The following is a 16,381-nucleotide window of genomic DNA, read 5'->3' as shown; positions in this document are numbered from 1 at the left end:
CTTCCCGACTCTATTTGTCTGCAAATCAATTATTCACTTACAACACACATAACAAGCGGAGAAGTTTTATTGATCATGTTCCAGTTCTTCACCCGGCAATACGTCTTTACCGTCGAAATAGTCCTTGGTTAGCTTAAAGACTACCGGCGAAAGCAGTGCCAGGGCAATCAGGTTCGGGATCGCCATCATAGCGTTGAAGGTATCCGCCATGAGCCAGATAAAACCCAGTTGAGCGATAGCGCCCAGCGGGATAGCCAGTACGAACAGCACCCGATAGATCATAATAGAGCGAGTACCAAACAGGAACTGGCAGCACTTCTCACCGTAAAATGACCAGCCTAGGATGGTGGTAAATGCGAAAATCGCCAAGGCGACCGCTACGATTTGATTACCAAAGCCAGGCAGCGCGGCGTCAAAAGATAGCGCGGTCAGCGATGCCCCCGCTTCGCCGTCTATCCAAACGGTAGAGGTCAAAATGACCAACGCAGTAATCGTGCAGACAATGATGGTATCGATAAAGGTGCCCAGCATCGCGATTAAGCCTTGGCGCACCGGATTTTTGGTTTTCGCCGCTGCGTGTGCGATAGGTGCGCTCCCCAAGCCCGCTTCGTTGGAGAAGATACCACGTGCAACACCAAAACGAATCGCTGCCATTACCGCAGCGCCTGCGAAACCACCGGCAGCGGCCATGGGGTTAAAGGCGTAGTAGAAAATCAACCCAAAGGCTTCACCGATCTGTCCGGCGTTAATAATCAACACCAGCAGGCCTGCCACCACATAAGCAATGCCCATGATGGGAACCAGCTTGCCCGCCACTTTGGCAATTCGCTTAATGCCGCCGAGTATCACCGCCCCGGCCAATACCATAATGACGACGCCACTAAGCCATGTGGGGATACCAAAAGTAGCGTCCATAGCATCAGCAACCGAATTTGACTGAACGGTATTACCAATACCGAAGGCGGCTACCGCACCAAAGAAAGCAAACACACCCCCTAGCCAAAGCCACTTCTTGCCCAAGCCGTTTTTGATATAAAACATCGGCCCACCGACGTGAAAGCCAGTACTATCTGTTTCGCGATAGCGCACGGCCAGCACCGCTTCGGCAAACTTAGTTGCCATACCCACCAGCGCGGTAATCCACATCCAAAACACAGCACCAGGCCCACCAAGGGCAATGGCCGTAGCGACACCGGCGATATTACCGGTACCGATGGTCGCAGAGAGTGCGGTCATCAAAGCGTCGAAGGGAGATATTTCCCCTTCATCTCCCTCTTTAGCAACGGCCGCTTTGCCCACCCCAGGCTTGGCTTCACGCCCTGCCCACATTAGCTTGAAACCCATGCCGAGCTTTCTAATCGGCATCAGTTTCAAGCCAAGCTGCAGGTAAATCCCTACACCGAGTAGCAGAATCAACATGACGGGGCCCCAGACCACGCCATTGATCGCCCCTAACAGGCTAGTTAATGTTTCCACGACTATCTCCTCGCTTTGTTGGTATCTAATGGTGTGTATTGTTGGTTTATTGCAATTACGGGTAGTCCTGACGTCGCTACTAGTGGCTAGCGTACGATTTGAACGTTTTACACCATAAACTTAGTAAGCATCTACGGTGATGTCGCTTGTGCATAGAGGATACCGCTTTTCTCATAACCAAATTCTATGCGCTACATTACCAAAACAGTTTACGGCATTGGCGCACCAATGGAGCAATCAAGAAATTTGTTTCCGATTAGAAACACGTTAACATGCGCTATCATTTACTCGGCTCGGCACCCAGCTAAGCAACAGACATTGCATCAACTGCTAGTCGCCAAGCCAAGCGACAACCGCTAGTATGCTCGGGTCCAGAAAACTGTTTCATATAGGAAAACATCATGAGCAATCTTCCCGCCAATCTCCATTACGCTGAAAGCCACGAATGGGTGCTCGATAATAAAGATGGCACCGTTACGGTCGGTATCACTGATCATGCCCAGCAAGCGCTAGGCGATGTGGTGTTTGTTGAGTTACCTGAAGTGGGCACAGAACTGAGCAAAGGCCAAGAGTTTGGCGTTATAGAATCCGTTAAGGCCGCTTCAGACCTTTACTCGCCCGTTGATGGTGAAGTCATCGAAGTCAACGAATCGCTTGAAGATGCCCCTGAAACAGTCAATGAAGCGCCTTACCAAGGCGGCTGGATCATGAAAGTACGTCTAGATGGCAACTCCCTTGACGGCTTGCTAGATGCAGATGCCTATCAAGCGACTCTTAGCGCTGACGAATAAAACGTCTACAGGCGTCTGCCTTTTCAGGCAGGCGCTTCGCTTATTACCCTGCACGGTTCTCTCTTAACGTTCGGAATCTTCTTCATGCCTCTTGAAACACGCCGCCTGGCCGAGCTGGCCGACCACGATGCTTTTATCAAACGTCATAATGGCCCTAACCGCGATGATATAGCCACGATGTTAAAAGCGCTCAACATGCAGCACATGGAAGATCTGATCGAGCAGACCGTGCCGAGCGATATCCGCCTTGGCCGCGAACTGGCACTTGAAGAACCGCGTAGTGAAGCAGAGGCGTTAGAATATTTAGCACAGCTGGCCCGACAAAACCGTATCGCTAAAAGCTATATCGGCCAGGGCTATTACGGCACCCATATGCCGGCGGTGATCCAGCGCAACGTATTAGAGAATCCAGGTTGGTATACGGCTTACACGCCCTACCAACCGGAGATTTCTCAAGGGCGTCTGGAAGGCTTGCTTAACTTCCAGCAAGTCATCATGGACCTGACCGGTATGGAGCTTGCAAACGCCTCGCTGCTCGACGAAGCCACCGCCGCCGCCGAAGCGATGGCGTTGTGCAAGCGTGGCAATAAAAAAAGCAAATCCAACGCTTTCTTCGTTGCTGACGACGTTTTCCCGCAAACGCTGGATGTGGTCAAAACCCGCGCCGAGTTTTTTGGCTTTGATTTGATCACAGGTCCTGCCGAAGAGTTGGCCAACCAGGATGTTTTTGGTGCTCTTGTCCAGTATCCGTCTGCTAGCGGCGAAGTACGTGACTTAGCACCGCTATTAAGCGCTGCGTCTGAACGCAATATCATGACCTGCGTGGCTACCGACCTATTGAGCCTGGTGTTACTAAAAGAGCCCGGCACACTGGGCGCTGACATTGTGGTCGGTAACTCCCAACGCTTTGGGGTGCCGATGGGTTTTGGTGGCCCGCATGCGGCTTTCTTTGCGACGTCCGATAAGCTCAAGCGCTCTATTCCTGGACGTATCATCGGTGTATCTAAAGATAGCCGTGGCAATACCGCTCTGCGCATGGCGATGCAAACGCGTGAACAACATATTCGCCGTGAGAAAGCGACTTCCAACATCTGTACGGCTCAGGCGCTACTGGCCAATATCGCAGGCTTTTACGCAACGTATCACGGGGCTGAAGGGTTACGTAAAATCGCTGGGCGCGTACACCGCTTGGCAACCCTACTCGCTCAGGGCCTTAAACAGGCAGGCGTAACACTCGCGCATGATAGCTGGTTTGATACGCTGTGTTTAACGGGCGTGGATGCAGGTAAGATTCATGGCCGCGCCATGACGCATGATATTAACCTGCACTATTTCGCCAATGGTGATGTAAGCATCAGCCTAGATGAAACCACCACCGCCCACGACGTAGCAACGCTGTTTGACGTGCTACTAGGCAATGAGCACGGCCTTTCCGTTGCGGTATTGGACGAACAGGTGGTTGCTGACGGCGTTTCTGGTATTCCTGCCGCCTGCCAGCGCGAAAGTGACTTTTTGAGCCACCCCACCTTTAGCCGCTACCGCAGCGAAACCGAAATGCTGCGTTACTTGAAACGGCTGGAGAATAAGGATCTGTCGCTTGCTCATGCAATGATCCCGCTCGGATCCTGCACCATGAAGCTCAACGCTACTAGCGAAATGATCCCCGTTTCCTGGCCATCATTTGCGCACCTGCATCCCTTCGCGCCTCGCGACCAAGTTGCCGGCTACCAGCAGATGATCGACGAACTCTCGGCCTTTTTGGTCGAAGTCACCGGCTATGATCACCTTTCTATGCAGCCCAACTCGGGCGCGCAGGGCGAATATGCGGGATTGGTGGCGATTCGCCGTTACCAAGCTGCCCAAGGTGAGGGGCATCGTGATGTCTGCTTGATTCCCAGCTCCGCTCACGGCACAAACCCTGCCTCAGCGGCAATGGTGCAAATGAAGGTGGTCGTCGTCGAGTGCGATCATAACGGCAACATTGATATGGCTGACTTGCGTGCTAAAGCCGAGCAACACCGTGATCAGCTGTCGGCCATTATGCTGACCTACCCTTCCACCCATGGTGTATTTGAAACCAGCGTGCGTGAAGCGTGCAAAGTCGTGCATGACAATGGTGGTCAGGTCTACATCGATGGCGCCAACATGAATGCCCAGGTTGGATTAACCCGGCCCGGCGATTTTGGCGGTGATGTGTCTCACCTTAACCTGCACAAAACGTTCTGCATCCCCCATGGTGGCGGCGGCCCAGGCATGGGCCCTATCGGCGTTAAAGCGCACCTTGCGCCCTACGTTTCTAACCATGTGGTAACACCGATCAGCGGTGTGAATAGCGACAGCGGCGCGGTGTCCGCGGCAGCCTTTGGCAGTGCCTCTATTCTGCCCATTTCATGGGCCTATATTAAAATGATGGGCGCACGCGGGCTGCGGGAAGCCACAGAGCTTGCCATCCTCAACGCTAATTATATTGCCAAGCGTTTGGAAGCATCATTCCCGATCCTCTATCGAGGCCAGAACGGCACCGTCGCCCACGAATGCATTATCGATATTCGTCCGCTCAAAGCTGCTTCAGGGATCAGTGAAGAAGATATTGCCAAGCGCTTAATGGATTACGGCTTCCATGCGCCTACCATGTCGTTCCCCGTACCAGGCACACTGATGATCGAGCCGACAGAATCTGAGTCGCTGTATGAAATAGATCGGTTTTGCGATGCCATGATTGCGATTCGGGAGGAGATCGCGCGAGTCGAAGGTGGTGAGTGGCCGTTGGATAATAACCCGCTGGTGAATGCACCACACACGCAAGCAGATCTAATGGATAGCGACTGGAAGCGGCCTTATGAACGCCAATTAGCAGCGTTCCCCTCTGCTGCAGTGCAAGCTGCTAAATACTGGCCTGCCGTTAACCGCGTCGATAACGTCTTTGGCGACCGACAGCTGATTTGCTCATGCCCCAGCATTGATGAGTATCGTGATTAATCTCGCTGATAAATAGAGTAACGCCCCTGCTGCCTTAACCGTTCGACAGCATCAGGGGCGTTTTTTCTTGCATACGCTGCGCGTGAAAACCGTCTAACAGCTTCTCGTAGCGCTTCGGTAATACAGAGTCACGACGGCGAAGTAGGTAAAGCACTTCGTTGACCGCGTTGGGTAAGTTCAGTTCTTTTACTTGTCGTTGCCAAGGGGATGTTTCCAGTACTAGCCTCGATACCACGGTAAATCCTAACCCCCTGGCCACCGCATCCAACACCATGCTGACCTCATTGGTAAACCCCTGATGGCGGAAATGCGTCATGGAGCGAAACTCATCGGGATAGTTTGCGCGCAATAGCGCGTTGGCGTGGTTAATGCCGTCGTAATAGTTGAGAAAGCCGATGCCCATTAAATCTGACAGCGTACCGCCCGCAAAATCCGCAGGGACAACCAAGCAAAGCGGTTCCTGATGCCAAATACTGCAATTTAGCTCTGGATGGCTCATTGCCTCGGTCACTATGCCGATATCGTATCGCCCTTCAAGCAGATCATTCACAATCTCGTGATTAAACGCAAAACTGTAATTGACCGTTAAATTAGGATGCATCTGCTGCTGTCCCAATATGAACGGATAGAACATCAAGCCGACGCTGCCCGGAGAAGCAATGCGACAGTCGCCACTGTCTAACGAGTCATCGTCCAGCCCGTGTCGAAACTGCTCATGCTCAGCAAATAGCTTTAAGGCGTAATCATAAGCACGCCGGCCCGATTCAGTTAAGGTAAAACTGCGTCCCTTTCGCTCCAGCAGCTCTTTACTTAAATAATGCTCTAACTTGCGTACATGTTGGCTTACGCCGGGCTGGGTCATTTCTAAACGCTGCGCGGTACGTGTAAAACTCCCTGTTTCTACAAGCGTAATAAAAGTACGAAAATAATGGGCATTGAACATAGTTAAGCGCCGTAGTCTTGAGAAACTGATTTTAGAGGCAGTCTTTGGAAACAGTCTTTAGAAACAAATTTCCTCAACTGCCTTTGAGTACATTCTATGGAGACAGCGTTTGAGAACAGCCTTTAGTAAACAATAGGTTGTTTAGTCGCCGTCATGTTAAATACAGCTAATCATAGCACAGCCAAGCTGGGCAGCCGTTGCGCTGTACCCACTGCGTCGGCGTGGTAATATGCAAAAAGCCATCTAACGACTAGGGACAGCCCCGCTAATGACCGAAAATGTTCAACCTCGCGCTACTCTTTCCAGCATTATTTCCCCTGAGGGTAGCCTCGAAGTACTGTCTCAGCATGAAGTTAATCGGCTACACAAAACGTCTCAAAGCGGTCTGCATGATCTGCTGCGGCGATGTGCGTTGGCGGTACTCAATTGTGGTAACCCCAGCGACGATAGCCTAGCTATTTTAGAAGCTTATAAAGATTTTGATATTGAAGTGCTGCAGCAAGACCGCGGCATTCGCTTAAAGCTAACTAACGCGCCAGCCGAAGCGTTTGTAGATGGCCGCATGATACGCGGTATCCGCGAACATTTATCGTCGATAATTCGTGACATTGTTTATGTCTACAATGAAATTCAACATCATAATCGCTTCGACCTTAGTACCGGCGAAGGCACTACCAATGCTGTCTTTCACATTTTGCGTAAAGCAGGTACGTTAAAACCCGGCCGTGACCCTAGCCTTGTGGTGTGTTGGGGCGGTCATTCCATTTCCCGAGAAGAGTATGAATATACCAAAGATGTGGGTTATCACTTAGGACTCCGTGATTTAGATATCTGTACCGGTTGTGGGCCCGGCGCAATGAAAGGCCCCATGAAAGGCGCTAACGTTGCGCATGCCAAGCAGCGACGCAAGGAAAGTCGCTACTTAGGCATTTCCGAACCAGGCATTATCGCCGCCGAAGCGCCTAATCCCATCGTTAATGAACTGGTCGTCATGCCGGACATCGAAAAGCGCCTCGAAGCTTTTGTCCGCCTAGGTCATGGCATTATTGTTTTTCCCGGTGGCGTCGGCACCGCAGAAGAAATTCTCTATCTGCTGGGCATTTTGCTACACCCAAGCAACCAAGATATTCCCTTTCCATTAATTTTCACCGGCCCGGCCGATTCTGCAGCCTACTTCCAGAAAATCGATGAATTCCTCGTTTATACCTTAGGTGAGGAGATTCGCCGCTATTACACTATCATCACCGGTGACCCCGTGGCCGTTGCTCGGACCATGCGCCAGGGTATTGATGAAATCGCTGAATTCAGGCGCACCCATCAGGACGCTTTTTATTACAACTGGCGGATGACCATTGCGCGTGATTTCCAGGCCACGTTTGAGCCGAGCCATGAAGCGATGCGTTCACTAGCGCTTCACCGCCAGCAACCCACCCATGAGCTTGCTGCCAATCTTCGCCGCGCGTTCTCTGGCATTGTAGCGGGCAACGTCAAAGAGGCCGGCATTCGCGCCATCGAAGCTCACGGCCCCTTCGTACTGACAGCCGAACCCGAACTGATGCAGCGTTTGGATGAGCTTTTGACTTCCTTTGTCGCACAAGGGCGGATGAAACTCGACGGACAACATTATACGCCCTGCTATGTATTGAAGTAGCAGCGCTCAGACGTGATGTTACGTTAAACAGCGCCCCTATAAGGAAGCCGGGATACTTTCTATGCTGATTACATTCATAACCCTATTAGCCGCAGGCATTGTTAAAGGTGCCATCGGTTCAGGTGTCCCGGTTATCGTAGTGCCCATTCTCACGATGCTCTACGATGTAAAGCTCGCTATTGCCGTATTAGTAGCACCCAACCTGGTTAGTAACGCCCTGCAAGTATGGCAATATCGGCGCCATTTATTGCCGCTACGCTTCCTGGCCGCTTTCTCTCTCGCGGGTGGCTTGGGTATTGTGTTAGGTACGTGGGGGCTGGTGGTGCTCTCAGCCGAGCTACTGTCATTGGGTGTCGCTAGCGCCATTATGCTTTACCTGGCGATCAAACTAGCCAGACGTCGCATAGCGCTTCCGTTTCATATCGCCTGTCGAATAGTGATCCCTGTCGGCTTACTTGCTGGAGTTTTGCAAGGTGCAGCGGGCATGTCAGCACCCGCGTCGGTCACGTTTCTTAATGCCATGCAGTTGGAGCGGCGAGTTTTTATTGGCTCCATTTCGGTCTTCTTTGTGACGATTACCTGCGTACAGATTCCAGCCCTTCTGAGGGCGGGTATTTTAACCACGGAGCTTTTTTACGCTAGTGTGCTTGCCTTAGTCGTCATCGTTGCGGCTATGCCCATTGGCTCACACTTAGGGAAGCGGCTACCCCACCACTGGTTTGATAATTTAATCATGTTGTTGCTTGCAGGTATCGCCAGCAAAATCTTTATCGATACGCTGATTATCAACTGATGACCAATGCGAAGAAGAAAGGGTGTATCCCTTAGTAAAAGGCTGTTTTGGAACCATTTCAGAAAAAAATGGCCTGATTAGCTACGCATAGAGGATGCTACCTCATTATGCTCCATTGAAAGGAACTCTGTATGTCGATGATAAATCAGTTAAAAGATGGAAATATGAAAGATTTTGCCAAGCACTGCTATGAATCCAGCAGTGTCGAGAAACTTCGCGATGCGGCTGAAGGCAGCGCCGATCAAGCAGAAATGGAGCACTGGGGGTTAACCGAAGGGCAGTGGGAAGAGGCAATTGCTGCCGCTTTAGCCGATCATGAAGCTAACGAATAAATAACCCAGACTATGCAAACCAGCAATGCAAGCGCCCTCTCAGAAAGCTGAGCGGGCGCTTGCATTTCGCCGCTCTTATTGCTCAATCCACACGAGAGAAAGCAATACCACCATATTCATTCCGAAGACGCTCAAGCCTGGCCTGCTCACGCTCAGTTAGCTTAGGGGAGTCCCATAATGGCTGCTTATCAATCCCCTTTAGCCCTTCCAATGTTAATGTCAATTCTGCGTCATTGGGTATTTGTGCATTTCCCCATGGACCAAAGCGATTGGGTGCAAGGCTCCATTGCAGCGTTTCTTCCGGCTCAATGCCACCTTCGATAACATAGTAGAAAGTCTCATCCACCCAGGGCACGGTACGATCTGGGCTGGTGACTATGCCCCTTAAAATCAGTTCGGAAATGGCCTGATCAGTACTATTCGTTACTTTAAGATCAATCACCGGCTCAGGAGCGCCGAAAGGACTCACCCCCATATAATAGCGTGCGCTATCAATGCTAAACCGCGTTAATTGCTGATGGTCGCTTTTAGCTTTGGTTTGTTTATCTTCTAAACGCTTTAACGTACGAATTGCTTGTTCTCGCTCGCGTGACCGACGCTCGCGCAAAATCTCATCAGCACGCTGAATAATTTGATTACCCGTCAATCCATGCATTTGAACATTCGCTGCTTCGGCGATCTCAGCTGCATTCATGCGATGAGGATTTAGAAGATCAACCCCGCCAAAGGTTGAAGTCGTCGCAATGATAATCAGCCCTTGATCGAAATCGTTGCGCTTATAACTAGGCAGCGAGTTGCGCACCTTCTCGATAGATACAATCGACGCTGGCATTGAGCTGGTATCAATTTTAGGATCTGAACAACCCGCTATCATTAAAAAGGATAGCGTTAACGCAAACAGCCGTAGAAGGCTCCCCATACAATCACCTTAGAGTAGGTGGCCAGTAAATTTGCTGAGGAGCTTAATCGAAACAGCCACCAACCTCTACTACTAGTGCTGCAAAAAATACTTTAGCCGTTGCAAGCTATTGCTCGCTTACATTCTGGCAACTAAATAGATGACCTCGCTAACAAAAAATGGAAATACGCTTTAATAAGCAAGGTGCAGTCGATGACGTGCATTAATGCGGACGACATAACCAACTTTGATCAGTGTTGGGCCAAGTATGATTAACATGTGCGCAAGCACCTGCAGCGAAATATTTAAGTAGCCATGCCATATGTACCCACCCAACGCCCCATTCACTAGAAGTAGCAGCCCTAATAGCATCATGCCATTCCCCATCTGCTGAGTAACGTGGGGGTCTGTAATGAGCTTTTCCATAGCGCCTCCATAAAGATGTATTAAATATACATCTTATTTTAGTCTCTTTTTGCGTACCGTCAAGCTGACAGTATCCCGAAAAGACAGGCAAGGTCCCATATAGCAAGGCCGACAGTTCGGCTTACATTTGATAGGTCATAGATAGTCCGGGGCTACTGGTTCAATACGGCATTACAGGCCGTTGGCAGGCTACGTCCTGGGCTTGGATAGACCTCTGGGCGCGGTGTGGATGCGAAAGTATCGCAACCCTCCCCTGGCGGCGGTTCGGGCTGATCAACACACTCGGAGGCGCCCGGCGGGCAACGAAGGCGTACATGTAGGTGTTCGTCATGAGAGTGCCAGGGGCGGACCCGGCGCAGCCAGGAGCGATCATCCCATTCTCGCTCACACAAATCGCGCTTGACCGCGCTATCAACAAAGATACGCGCGACTCGTTGATCATCCGCAGCAAGACGAATCAGCATGGCGTGATGTTTATTCCAACGCTCATCAACCCGTTGAGTGACAGGGTCGACTAGAATTGGCTGTTCAAGCCCTTCACGCTCGCTACGCTCCAGTGGTGGTAGATCGAGACGGAACCATATATCGACATCCAGCCCACTCTGATGGCTCACATGCCCATACGGCATTGGACCACCACGGGGTTGGGCCATATCACCCACCAGCATAGGACCGAAGCCGGATGCATCGACGCGCTGGCCGAGCCTTTGGATATAATCGATCAAGGTAGGATGACCGTAGTGGCGATTGCGTACCAGATCCACCGCTTGGTAGCCGTCTCCTTCGGGAGGAAGCTGCTCGGCCCCCACCAAGCAAGCTCCGCCATGATGGCCGATGATACGTGGCTCACCGGGCAGCGGCTCGGTGATATCGGCCCAATCGTCAGCAGCAATGGCGCTTACACTCCAAAAGCCGCAGACGGCGGTAAAGGCAAGCAGCATGACGGTTATGCGCAATAGATATCTCGTGGAGCAAAAACGGGGCATAGCGAAAGCATCCTTGTTAATGACGTTTTTTCACTCAGCGCTGTTGGCGAGCAAGCCACTCAAGCCCTGGGCGATAAAGCATTTCATGCTCGCCATCGAAGAGCACCAGCTCGGCAGGACCCGACTGAAGATAGAGCTGCACCGAGGCATCAGCTTCATCGAAATACTTAAAATTGCGCTCCTCATGCGTCGAGCGCTCGGCCAGTGCTTCAGGCACTTCACGGTGCTCCATAAGCTGATCGATTTGTTCCTGGGGAATTTGATCACCTTCGGCGGCCAAATCATTAAAAGCATGAAGTGCCTGCTCGGGCGGCACGGTATTATCGTTGATACCGTGTGCCAGGAGCACTCGAAGCTCTCCCGCCACATCAGGCAGGTGGGCGCTAACACTTCGCTGGGCACACTCTTCCCTGGCTTCGCTGTCTTCGGTAGGGACCCCACCACAAGCACCGGTGATCTCGTCAGCGTACGGCTCACCGCGTTCAGCATTCCATTGATACCACGTCACCAGATCATAGACCGGCACCCATGCGGCAACCCCCGCAAATGTCTCTGGGTGACGGCTGGCAAAGTGTAGCGCATTCATGGCGCCACCCGAATAGCCGAGTAGATAAATGCGTGACTCGTCGATGTTGGCGTTTTTACGCGCGTACTCAAGTGCATCTTCCATGTCGGATATCACTAGCTCCGAGGCCGTCGACTCGGGGCGACCATCATTCTGACCACGGAAATCAGGGTGCATGAACACCCAATCATTGGCGACGGCGAACTCACCCAAAGGTATATCAATATTTTGCAGATAACCGATACTCCAGCTGTGTAGCACCATCAACAGCGGCTTCTCTTCATCAGAGCCGGAGTTATAGTAGAGGGCTGGCTGACTCGACTCATCAGCCGAAGACGTAATTTCGATATCCTGAATATCGGGTATATATTTTTGCCAGGTAGATAGATCGGCATCGATGAGGGAGCCTGGGAAATCGCTGACGAGAAGATACTCGCTGGGATGTTCGAGCGTTACCTCTACGGGATCCACGGCACCTGCCAAAGTGCCTGACTCTGGCTGTTCAGCCTGGGCGGCACTGGGGTACGGAATACTCATGGCAGCAACGCCGAGCGCAAGCGCCAGTAACACCTGCCAATCAGTGCGCCTGGGCAGTTGTTCAGTGCTAGTGAATGGGTAACAAGGTGAAATGGCTTCCGTTTTCGTTGTCTTTTCCATGACGGCTTCTCCTGGGTATGTCTTTGTTGTATGCCCTCGTGACGGCCATTGCTCATGGCGCCGAGGTCATGATTTATTGCCTCTCGAAAAAATATATTCAACACCTTGCTAACAAGGTAGTAGAAAGCGCAGGGGTTGACCTATCTTGTAACGATCACCATGTTGATTACCCACCGGACACCCCTAAAAACGATAGGAGCCACTAATGAGTCACTGGGAGCTAGCGGACTTTTCCGTCAACGTTATGAGTCATGGCGGTTTTGTAGAGGGCAGATATATCAATGAAGAGAAGCAAGCGAGCCTATCGGTGTCCTTTGAAAGGCCTCACGACCTTGAGGACATTACCGTGGCAGAACTGTTTAGGCGTTTAGACGAGGCACGCGATAACGCCCTTTTAAAAAGCTAGCGCGCCTACATCGGCACAACAGGAAACGTGTTTTAAGCAGTGAACTGGCTGACGGGGTAATAAGTATAGGTGCCCCCTTCTTTCACATCAGCTTCCGGGTTAATCATCAAATAGCCATGGGCTTGGCTAGCCGCACTGAGCATATGTGAACCCTGCCCGCCCGCTAAATGAGCGACCGGCTCCCCGTTAGTCCAGTTCAACACCACCCGTAACAGTTCGCAGCGCCCCTGGGGGCCACGCTGAGCAAAGCTTGCTCTTACTGGATAGCGTTGTAGAGCAACCGAGTGCCTACCTTGCACGGCGTGAATAAACGGCAACGCCAGCAGTTGCCAGCCCACCAGGGAAGCCACTGGGTTGCCCGGTAGCGCAATTAAGGGTGTCGCAGACGAAGACGCTTGACCTAGATAACCAAATGCAAACGGTTTGCCAGGCTTCATGGCGACGCCATGAAAATGAAGCCCACCACGCTCCTCAATGACTGGGCGAACATGGTCTTCTTCGCCTACCGAGACGCCCCCGGTGCATATCACCACGTCGGCAGCGGCTTGGGCATGATCAAAAGCGTGGTGCAGGGGTTGAGGCGAATCGGCGATGACACCCAGATCCAACACTTCGCACTGCGCCTGTGCTAGCAGAACGTTCAGCATGGCGCGGTTGCTATCATATACCTGCCCCGGTGATCGCGCCGTGCCGGGAGCAATCAGCTCGTCACCGGTTGAGAGTAGTGCCACCCTAAGGCGTCGCTTGACAGTAACCGTATTAATTCCATGACTTGCCAGTAGCGCAACAGACGCAGCGTTTAGGTACTCACCCGCGGCGAGTAACTTGGTACCTACTCGGGTTTCCTCGCCTTGCCGACGGATATTAGCACCAACCGTCAGCTTACCTTCAAGGTGCACATAACCACGCTGATCAAGCGTTACACGTTCTTGAGGAACCACGACGTCCGCCCCTCTTGGCACCGGTGCACCGGTGAAAATACGTGCACAGCCCCCCATGGGCAGCAGCATGACGCCTGCGCCAGCCGGTACGCGCTGAAGAACAGGCAGCCCTTCACCGGGAGGGAGGGCTTTATAGTCAGCGAGCCTTAGCGCATAACCATCCATTGCGCTATTGTCCACCCCCGGCATATCAAGTGGTGCAACCACTGTTTCAGCCAACACTCGCCCCGCCGCTTGTTCAAGGGTAACCTTTTCTATGGCATCAAGCGGCATGGCTGCGTCGATAAGCCGTTGGCGTGCATCAAACAAATCTAGCAGGCCGGGCGTAACAACCTCAGCACAGTAACAGCTCATGAATCAGGCCCTCAATTCGATCGTTGGCTGGCGGCTGGCGCAGCCAGGTGCGTCTGCCAGTACCATCGCCGCAAAGTTACATGGCCGGGTACGAGCATCCAGCTGTAAGGCTATTATTCTGTCCCACGCTAAAGCACACGCCTTAGGCGAACCAGGCATAGCAAATAGCAGCGTTCGATTGGCAATTCCCGCCACTGCCCGCGACTGGATAGTCGCAGTGCCGATTGTTTTCAGGGAGTAATACCGAAACAACTCGCCATAGCCTTCAATGGCTTTATCGAATAGCGGCGTCAAGGCCTCAGGGGTGGTATCCCGAGCAGTGAAACCAGTGCCACCGTTAACCAGGATCGCCTGGATATCCGTCCGAGCGATCCACTCCGAGACCACGGCACGCACTTGGTAAATATCATCGGGCACGATACGCCGCTCTACCAAGGTATGGCCGCTTTCGCCCAGATGCTCCACAAGCAGGTCACCGCTACCATCTTCATCGAAGCCACGTGTATCTGAAACCGTTAGCACCGCAATGCCAAGCGGAACGAAAAGCGCATCTAAAGGAACATGGGACATCAAGCCTCTCCTATTTAGCTTTCCTATTGCATTAAACTATTGCATCAAACTATTGCATCAAACTGCCGCCAGCATCGTCATCCAGAACGATCCCTTCGACACCAATATCGCTTTCCAGCGCTAACAAATAGTGGCGCAAGGCACGTCGGGTAGCCTGTTCCCGGAGGCTATGGCGCACCTGATCGGCAACCTGATCGAATGGTAATTCTCGCCCTTCACGTCGCTCGTCGATGCTCACCACGTGCCAGCCATAACGAGAAGCCAAAGGACGTTCGTGTAGCCCTTCCGGTAAGTGTTGCAATGCACGGTCGAGCTCTGCCACCGTTTGCCCTGGCACCAGCCAGCCTAAATCTCCATCCATCTCCTTCGATGGGCATGCAGAATATTGCTGAGCAAACTCGGCAAAGCGCTCGGGGATCTTATTGAGCTCTTCGAGCAGTTTTTCGCCACGCTGATACTCCTCATCGCGGCCTGGAGAATCATCAGGCGCTGCCGCCAGCAGGATATGCCGAACGCGTAACTGGGTTGGTTCGCTGAAGCGCTCACGATGCGTGGCAAAAAAGCGCTGGCAATCCGCTTCGGTAGGTTCAGGCACCTCCAGCTCCTGTTCAAGCAAGGCTGCAATCGCCGCATCTTCTTGCGCTTCCGTCTGGCCTTGCGTCGGCATCAAACCGAGAACGTTAGCCCGTTGGCGCAACAACTCCCTGACCACCAGCGCTCGGGCCGCTTGGAGCTGCGCCTCCCCCGCCGTTTCGGCGGGGTGATACTGCATCTCTAACGCAATCGCTTCCTCATCGATATAGGCCTCGCCGACCCGTACCGGCGGTGGAGCGGCTCGTCCGGGGAGTTGTTCAATATCTATCATTTGCATGTTATTTCTCCTCTCCGCATCGTCGAGTAGAGCATGTTTTTAGGCACGCCGGCGGACAAGCTGATACCGCCGAGTCACGTACCCAAACGGTACACTCCACACATGCACCAACCGCGAAAATGGGAAAAGCAGGATAATGGTCAGACCGAGGAAGATATGCACCTTGTAGATCCACGAGACTTCCTGCATGTAATCCGCCGCGCCGCCGCTGAAGAAGACAATTGATTGCGCCCAGCTGGAGAGCGTTAGCATCATCTCGCCATCCATGTGGCCCAGGGAGAAAACAATAGTGACCATGCCGAGGCCCGCCTGAACGACAATCAAGCCCAGGATCAAGGTGTCCATCAGACTGGAGGACTGGCGTACGCGCAAATTGAAAATGCGACGATGTAACAGCATGGCCCCACCCACCAAGCACATGGCTCCCGCGATGCCACCCACGACAATAGCGATTAGCTGCTTGGTGCCGGCATGCAGGAACGGCGCATAAATCCAGTGCGGCGTTAGCATACCCACTAGGTGGCCGAAGAAGATCACAATAATCCCAATGTGGAATAGGTTGCTGCCCAAACGCATGTTCTTGGATGACAGCATCTGGCTAGAGCCGGTTTTCCAGGTATATTGACCATGATCGAAACGTAGCAGGCTGCCGAGCAGAAACACCGTGCCAGCGAGATACGGATAGTAACCGTAGATCAGGTGGGTTAAATAATGCGCAATCGCGTCATACATGATGATTCTC

General features: G+C 52.4%; 16 protein-coding genes. 6 read left to right on the top strand and 10 right to left on the bottom strand.

Annotated features, from left to right (window positions below):
* Positions 1-66 precede the first annotated feature (66 nt).
* Positions 67-1,476, bottom strand: a complete 1,410-nt coding sequence (locus ACUVOF_RS09635; RefSeq protein ID WP_447044153.1) for an alanine/glycine:cation symporter family protein — start codon at positions 1,474-1,476, stop codon at positions 67-69.
* Positions 1,477-1,877: 401 nt separating this feature from the next.
* Here ACUVOF_RS09635 and gcvH point away from each other — a divergent pair, with 401 nt between their 5' ends.
* Entirely contained in the window at positions 1,878-2,267 is a 390-nt protein-coding gene (gene gcvH / locus ACUVOF_RS09630) for a glycine cleavage system protein GcvH (protein WP_447044152.1), read from the top strand.
* A gap of 84 nt (positions 2,268-2,351) precedes the next feature.
* Positions 2,352-5,246 carry an aminomethyl-transferring glycine dehydrogenase gene (gene gcvP / locus ACUVOF_RS09625; protein ID WP_447044151.1) on the top strand — a complete coding sequence of 965 codons (2,895 nt, stop codon included), beginning with the start codon at positions 2,352-2,354 and terminating at the stop codon, positions 5,244-5,246.
* Between the two features lie 34 nt (positions 5,247-5,280).
* Here the strand turns inward: gcvP and ACUVOF_RS09620 are convergent, their stop codons facing one another.
* Positions 5,281-6,189, bottom strand: coding sequence for a LysR family transcriptional regulator (locus ACUVOF_RS09620; protein ID WP_447044150.1), 909 nt, complete (start codon positions 6,187-6,189; stop codon positions 5,281-5,283).
* 268 nt (positions 6,190-6,457) lie between these two features.
* On the opposite strand from ACUVOF_RS09620, the gene ppnN reads away from it, so the two are divergent.
* From ppnN to ACUVOF_RS09605, 3 genes are all read left to right on the top strand, one after another.
* Positions 6,458-7,840: a nucleotide 5'-monophosphate nucleosidase PpnN gene (ppnN, locus tag ACUVOF_RS09615; protein WP_113267919.1), complete on the top strand. Its 1,383-nt coding sequence runs from the start codon at positions 6,458-6,460 to the stop codon at positions 7,838-7,840.
* A 61-nt stretch (positions 7,841-7,901) separates the two neighbouring features.
* Positions 7,902-8,633, top strand: a complete 732-nt coding sequence (locus ACUVOF_RS09610) for a sulfite exporter TauE/SafE family protein (RefSeq protein WP_447044149.1) — start codon at positions 7,902-7,904, stop codon at positions 8,631-8,633.
* 131 nt (positions 8,634-8,764) lie between these two features.
* Positions 8,765-8,965 (top strand): hypothetical protein, encoded by a 201-nt coding sequence (locus ACUVOF_RS09605; protein ID WP_113267920.1) that lies wholly within the window; start codon positions 8,765-8,767, stop codon positions 8,963-8,965.
* Positions 8,966-9,047: 82 nt separating this feature from the next.
* Here the strand turns inward: ACUVOF_RS09605 and ACUVOF_RS09600 are convergent, their stop codons facing one another.
* From ACUVOF_RS09600 to ACUVOF_RS09585, 4 genes are all read right to left on the bottom strand, one after another.
* Positions 9,048-9,884, bottom strand: a complete 837-nt coding sequence (locus tag ACUVOF_RS09600) for a DUF6694 family lipoprotein (RefSeq protein WP_447044148.1) — start codon at positions 9,882-9,884, stop codon at positions 9,048-9,050.
* 171 nt (positions 9,885-10,055) lie between these two features.
* Entirely contained in the window at positions 10,056-10,289 is a 234-nt protein-coding gene (locus ACUVOF_RS09595) for a hypothetical protein (protein WP_447044147.1), read from the bottom strand.
* A gap of 152 nt (positions 10,290-10,441) precedes the next feature.
* Complete coding sequence (gene mepA, locus ACUVOF_RS09590) at positions 10,442-11,245, bottom strand: penicillin-insensitive murein endopeptidase (protein ID WP_447044146.1); 804 nt, start codon at positions 11,243-11,245, stop codon at positions 10,442-10,444.
* A gap of 64 nt (positions 11,246-11,309) precedes the next feature.
* On the bottom strand, positions 11,310-12,497 hold the full coding sequence (locus tag ACUVOF_RS09585; RefSeq protein ID WP_447044145.1) for an alpha/beta hydrolase family protein: 1,188 nt from the start codon (positions 12,495-12,497) through the stop codon (positions 11,310-11,312).
* A gap of 205 nt (positions 12,498-12,702) precedes the next feature.
* Here ACUVOF_RS09585 and ACUVOF_RS09580 point away from each other — a divergent pair, with 205 nt between their 5' ends.
* Positions 12,703-12,903, top strand: a complete 201-nt coding sequence (locus ACUVOF_RS09580) for a hypothetical protein (protein ID WP_447044144.1) — start codon at positions 12,703-12,705, stop codon at positions 12,901-12,903.
* A 32-nt stretch (positions 12,904-12,935) separates the two neighbouring features.
* On the opposite strand, the gene ACUVOF_RS09575 is transcribed toward ACUVOF_RS09580, so the two are convergent.
* Genes ACUVOF_RS09575 through narI form a run of 4 tightly spaced genes read right to left on the bottom strand, consistent with a single transcriptional unit; the run spans position 12,936 to position 16,371 of the window.
* Positions 12,936-14,198, bottom strand: a complete 1,263-nt coding sequence (locus ACUVOF_RS09575; protein ID WP_447044143.1) for a molybdopterin molybdotransferase MoeA — start codon at positions 14,196-14,198, stop codon at positions 12,936-12,938.
* A 3-nt stretch (positions 14,199-14,201) separates the two neighbouring features.
* Complete coding sequence (moaB, locus tag ACUVOF_RS09570) at positions 14,202-14,768, bottom strand: molybdenum cofactor biosynthesis protein B (RefSeq protein ID WP_447044142.1); 567 nt, start codon at positions 14,766-14,768, stop codon at positions 14,202-14,204.
* Between the two features lie 49 nt (positions 14,769-14,817).
* Positions 14,818-15,639, bottom strand: coding sequence for a peptidylprolyl isomerase (locus ACUVOF_RS09565; protein ID WP_447044141.1), 822 nt, complete (start codon positions 15,637-15,639; stop codon positions 14,818-14,820).
* A gap of 39 nt (positions 15,640-15,678) precedes the next feature.
* Positions 15,679-16,371: a respiratory nitrate reductase subunit gamma gene (narI, locus tag ACUVOF_RS09560; RefSeq protein WP_447044140.1), complete on the bottom strand. Its 693-nt coding sequence runs from the start codon at positions 16,369-16,371 to the stop codon at positions 15,679-15,681.
* Positions 16,372-16,381 lie beyond the last annotated feature (10 nt).

This window comes from Vreelandella sp. H-I2 (assembly GCF_052959335.1).
This window is presented reverse-complemented; position numbering and strand designations above follow the sequence as displayed.

Coding starts and splice junctions, on each gene's coding strand:
- ACUVOF_RS09620 (WP_447044150.1), bottom strand. CDS start 6,189: ATGTTCAATGCCCATTATTTTCGTACTTTTATTACGCTTGTAGAAACA.
- ACUVOF_RS09610 (WP_447044149.1), top strand. CDS start 7,902: ATGCTGATTACATTCATAACCCTATTAGCCGCAGGCATTGTTAAAGGT.
- gcvP (WP_447044151.1), top strand. CDS start 2,352: ATGCCTCTTGAAACACGCCGCCTGGCCGAGCTGGCCGACCACGATGCT.
- moaB (WP_447044142.1), bottom strand. CDS start 14,768: ATGTCCCATGTTCCTTTAGATGCGCTTTTCGTTCCGCTTGGCATTGCG.
- ACUVOF_RS09565 (WP_447044141.1), bottom strand. CDS start 15,639: ATGCAAATGATAGATATTGAACAACTCCCCGGACGAGCCGCTCCACCG.
- ACUVOF_RS09585 (WP_447044145.1), bottom strand. CDS start 12,497: ATGGAAAAGACAACGAAAACGGAAGCCATTTCACCTTGTTACCCATTC.
- ACUVOF_RS09575 (WP_447044143.1), bottom strand. CDS start 14,198: ATGAGCTGTTACTGTGCTGAGGTTGTTACGCCCGGCCTGCTAGATTTG.
- ACUVOF_RS09605 (WP_113267920.1), top strand. CDS start 8,765: ATGTCGATGATAAATCAGTTAAAAGATGGAAATATGAAAGATTTTGCC.
- narI (WP_447044140.1), bottom strand. CDS start 16,371: ATGTATGACGCGATTGCGCATTATTTAACCCACCTGATCTACGGTTAC.
- ACUVOF_RS09595 (WP_447044147.1), bottom strand. CDS start 10,289: ATGGAAAAGCTCATTACAGACCCCCACGTTACTCAGCAGATGGGGAAT.
- ACUVOF_RS09600 (WP_447044148.1), bottom strand. CDS start 9,884: ATGGGGAGCCTTCTACGGCTGTTTGCGTTAACGCTATCCTTTTTAATG.
- ACUVOF_RS09580 (WP_447044144.1), top strand. CDS start 12,703: ATGAGTCACTGGGAGCTAGCGGACTTTTCCGTCAACGTTATGAGTCAT.
- gcvH (WP_447044152.1), top strand. CDS start 1,878: ATGAGCAATCTTCCCGCCAATCTCCATTACGCTGAAAGCCACGAATGG.
- ppnN (WP_113267919.1), top strand. CDS start 6,458: ATGACCGAAAATGTTCAACCTCGCGCTACTCTTTCCAGCATTATTTCC.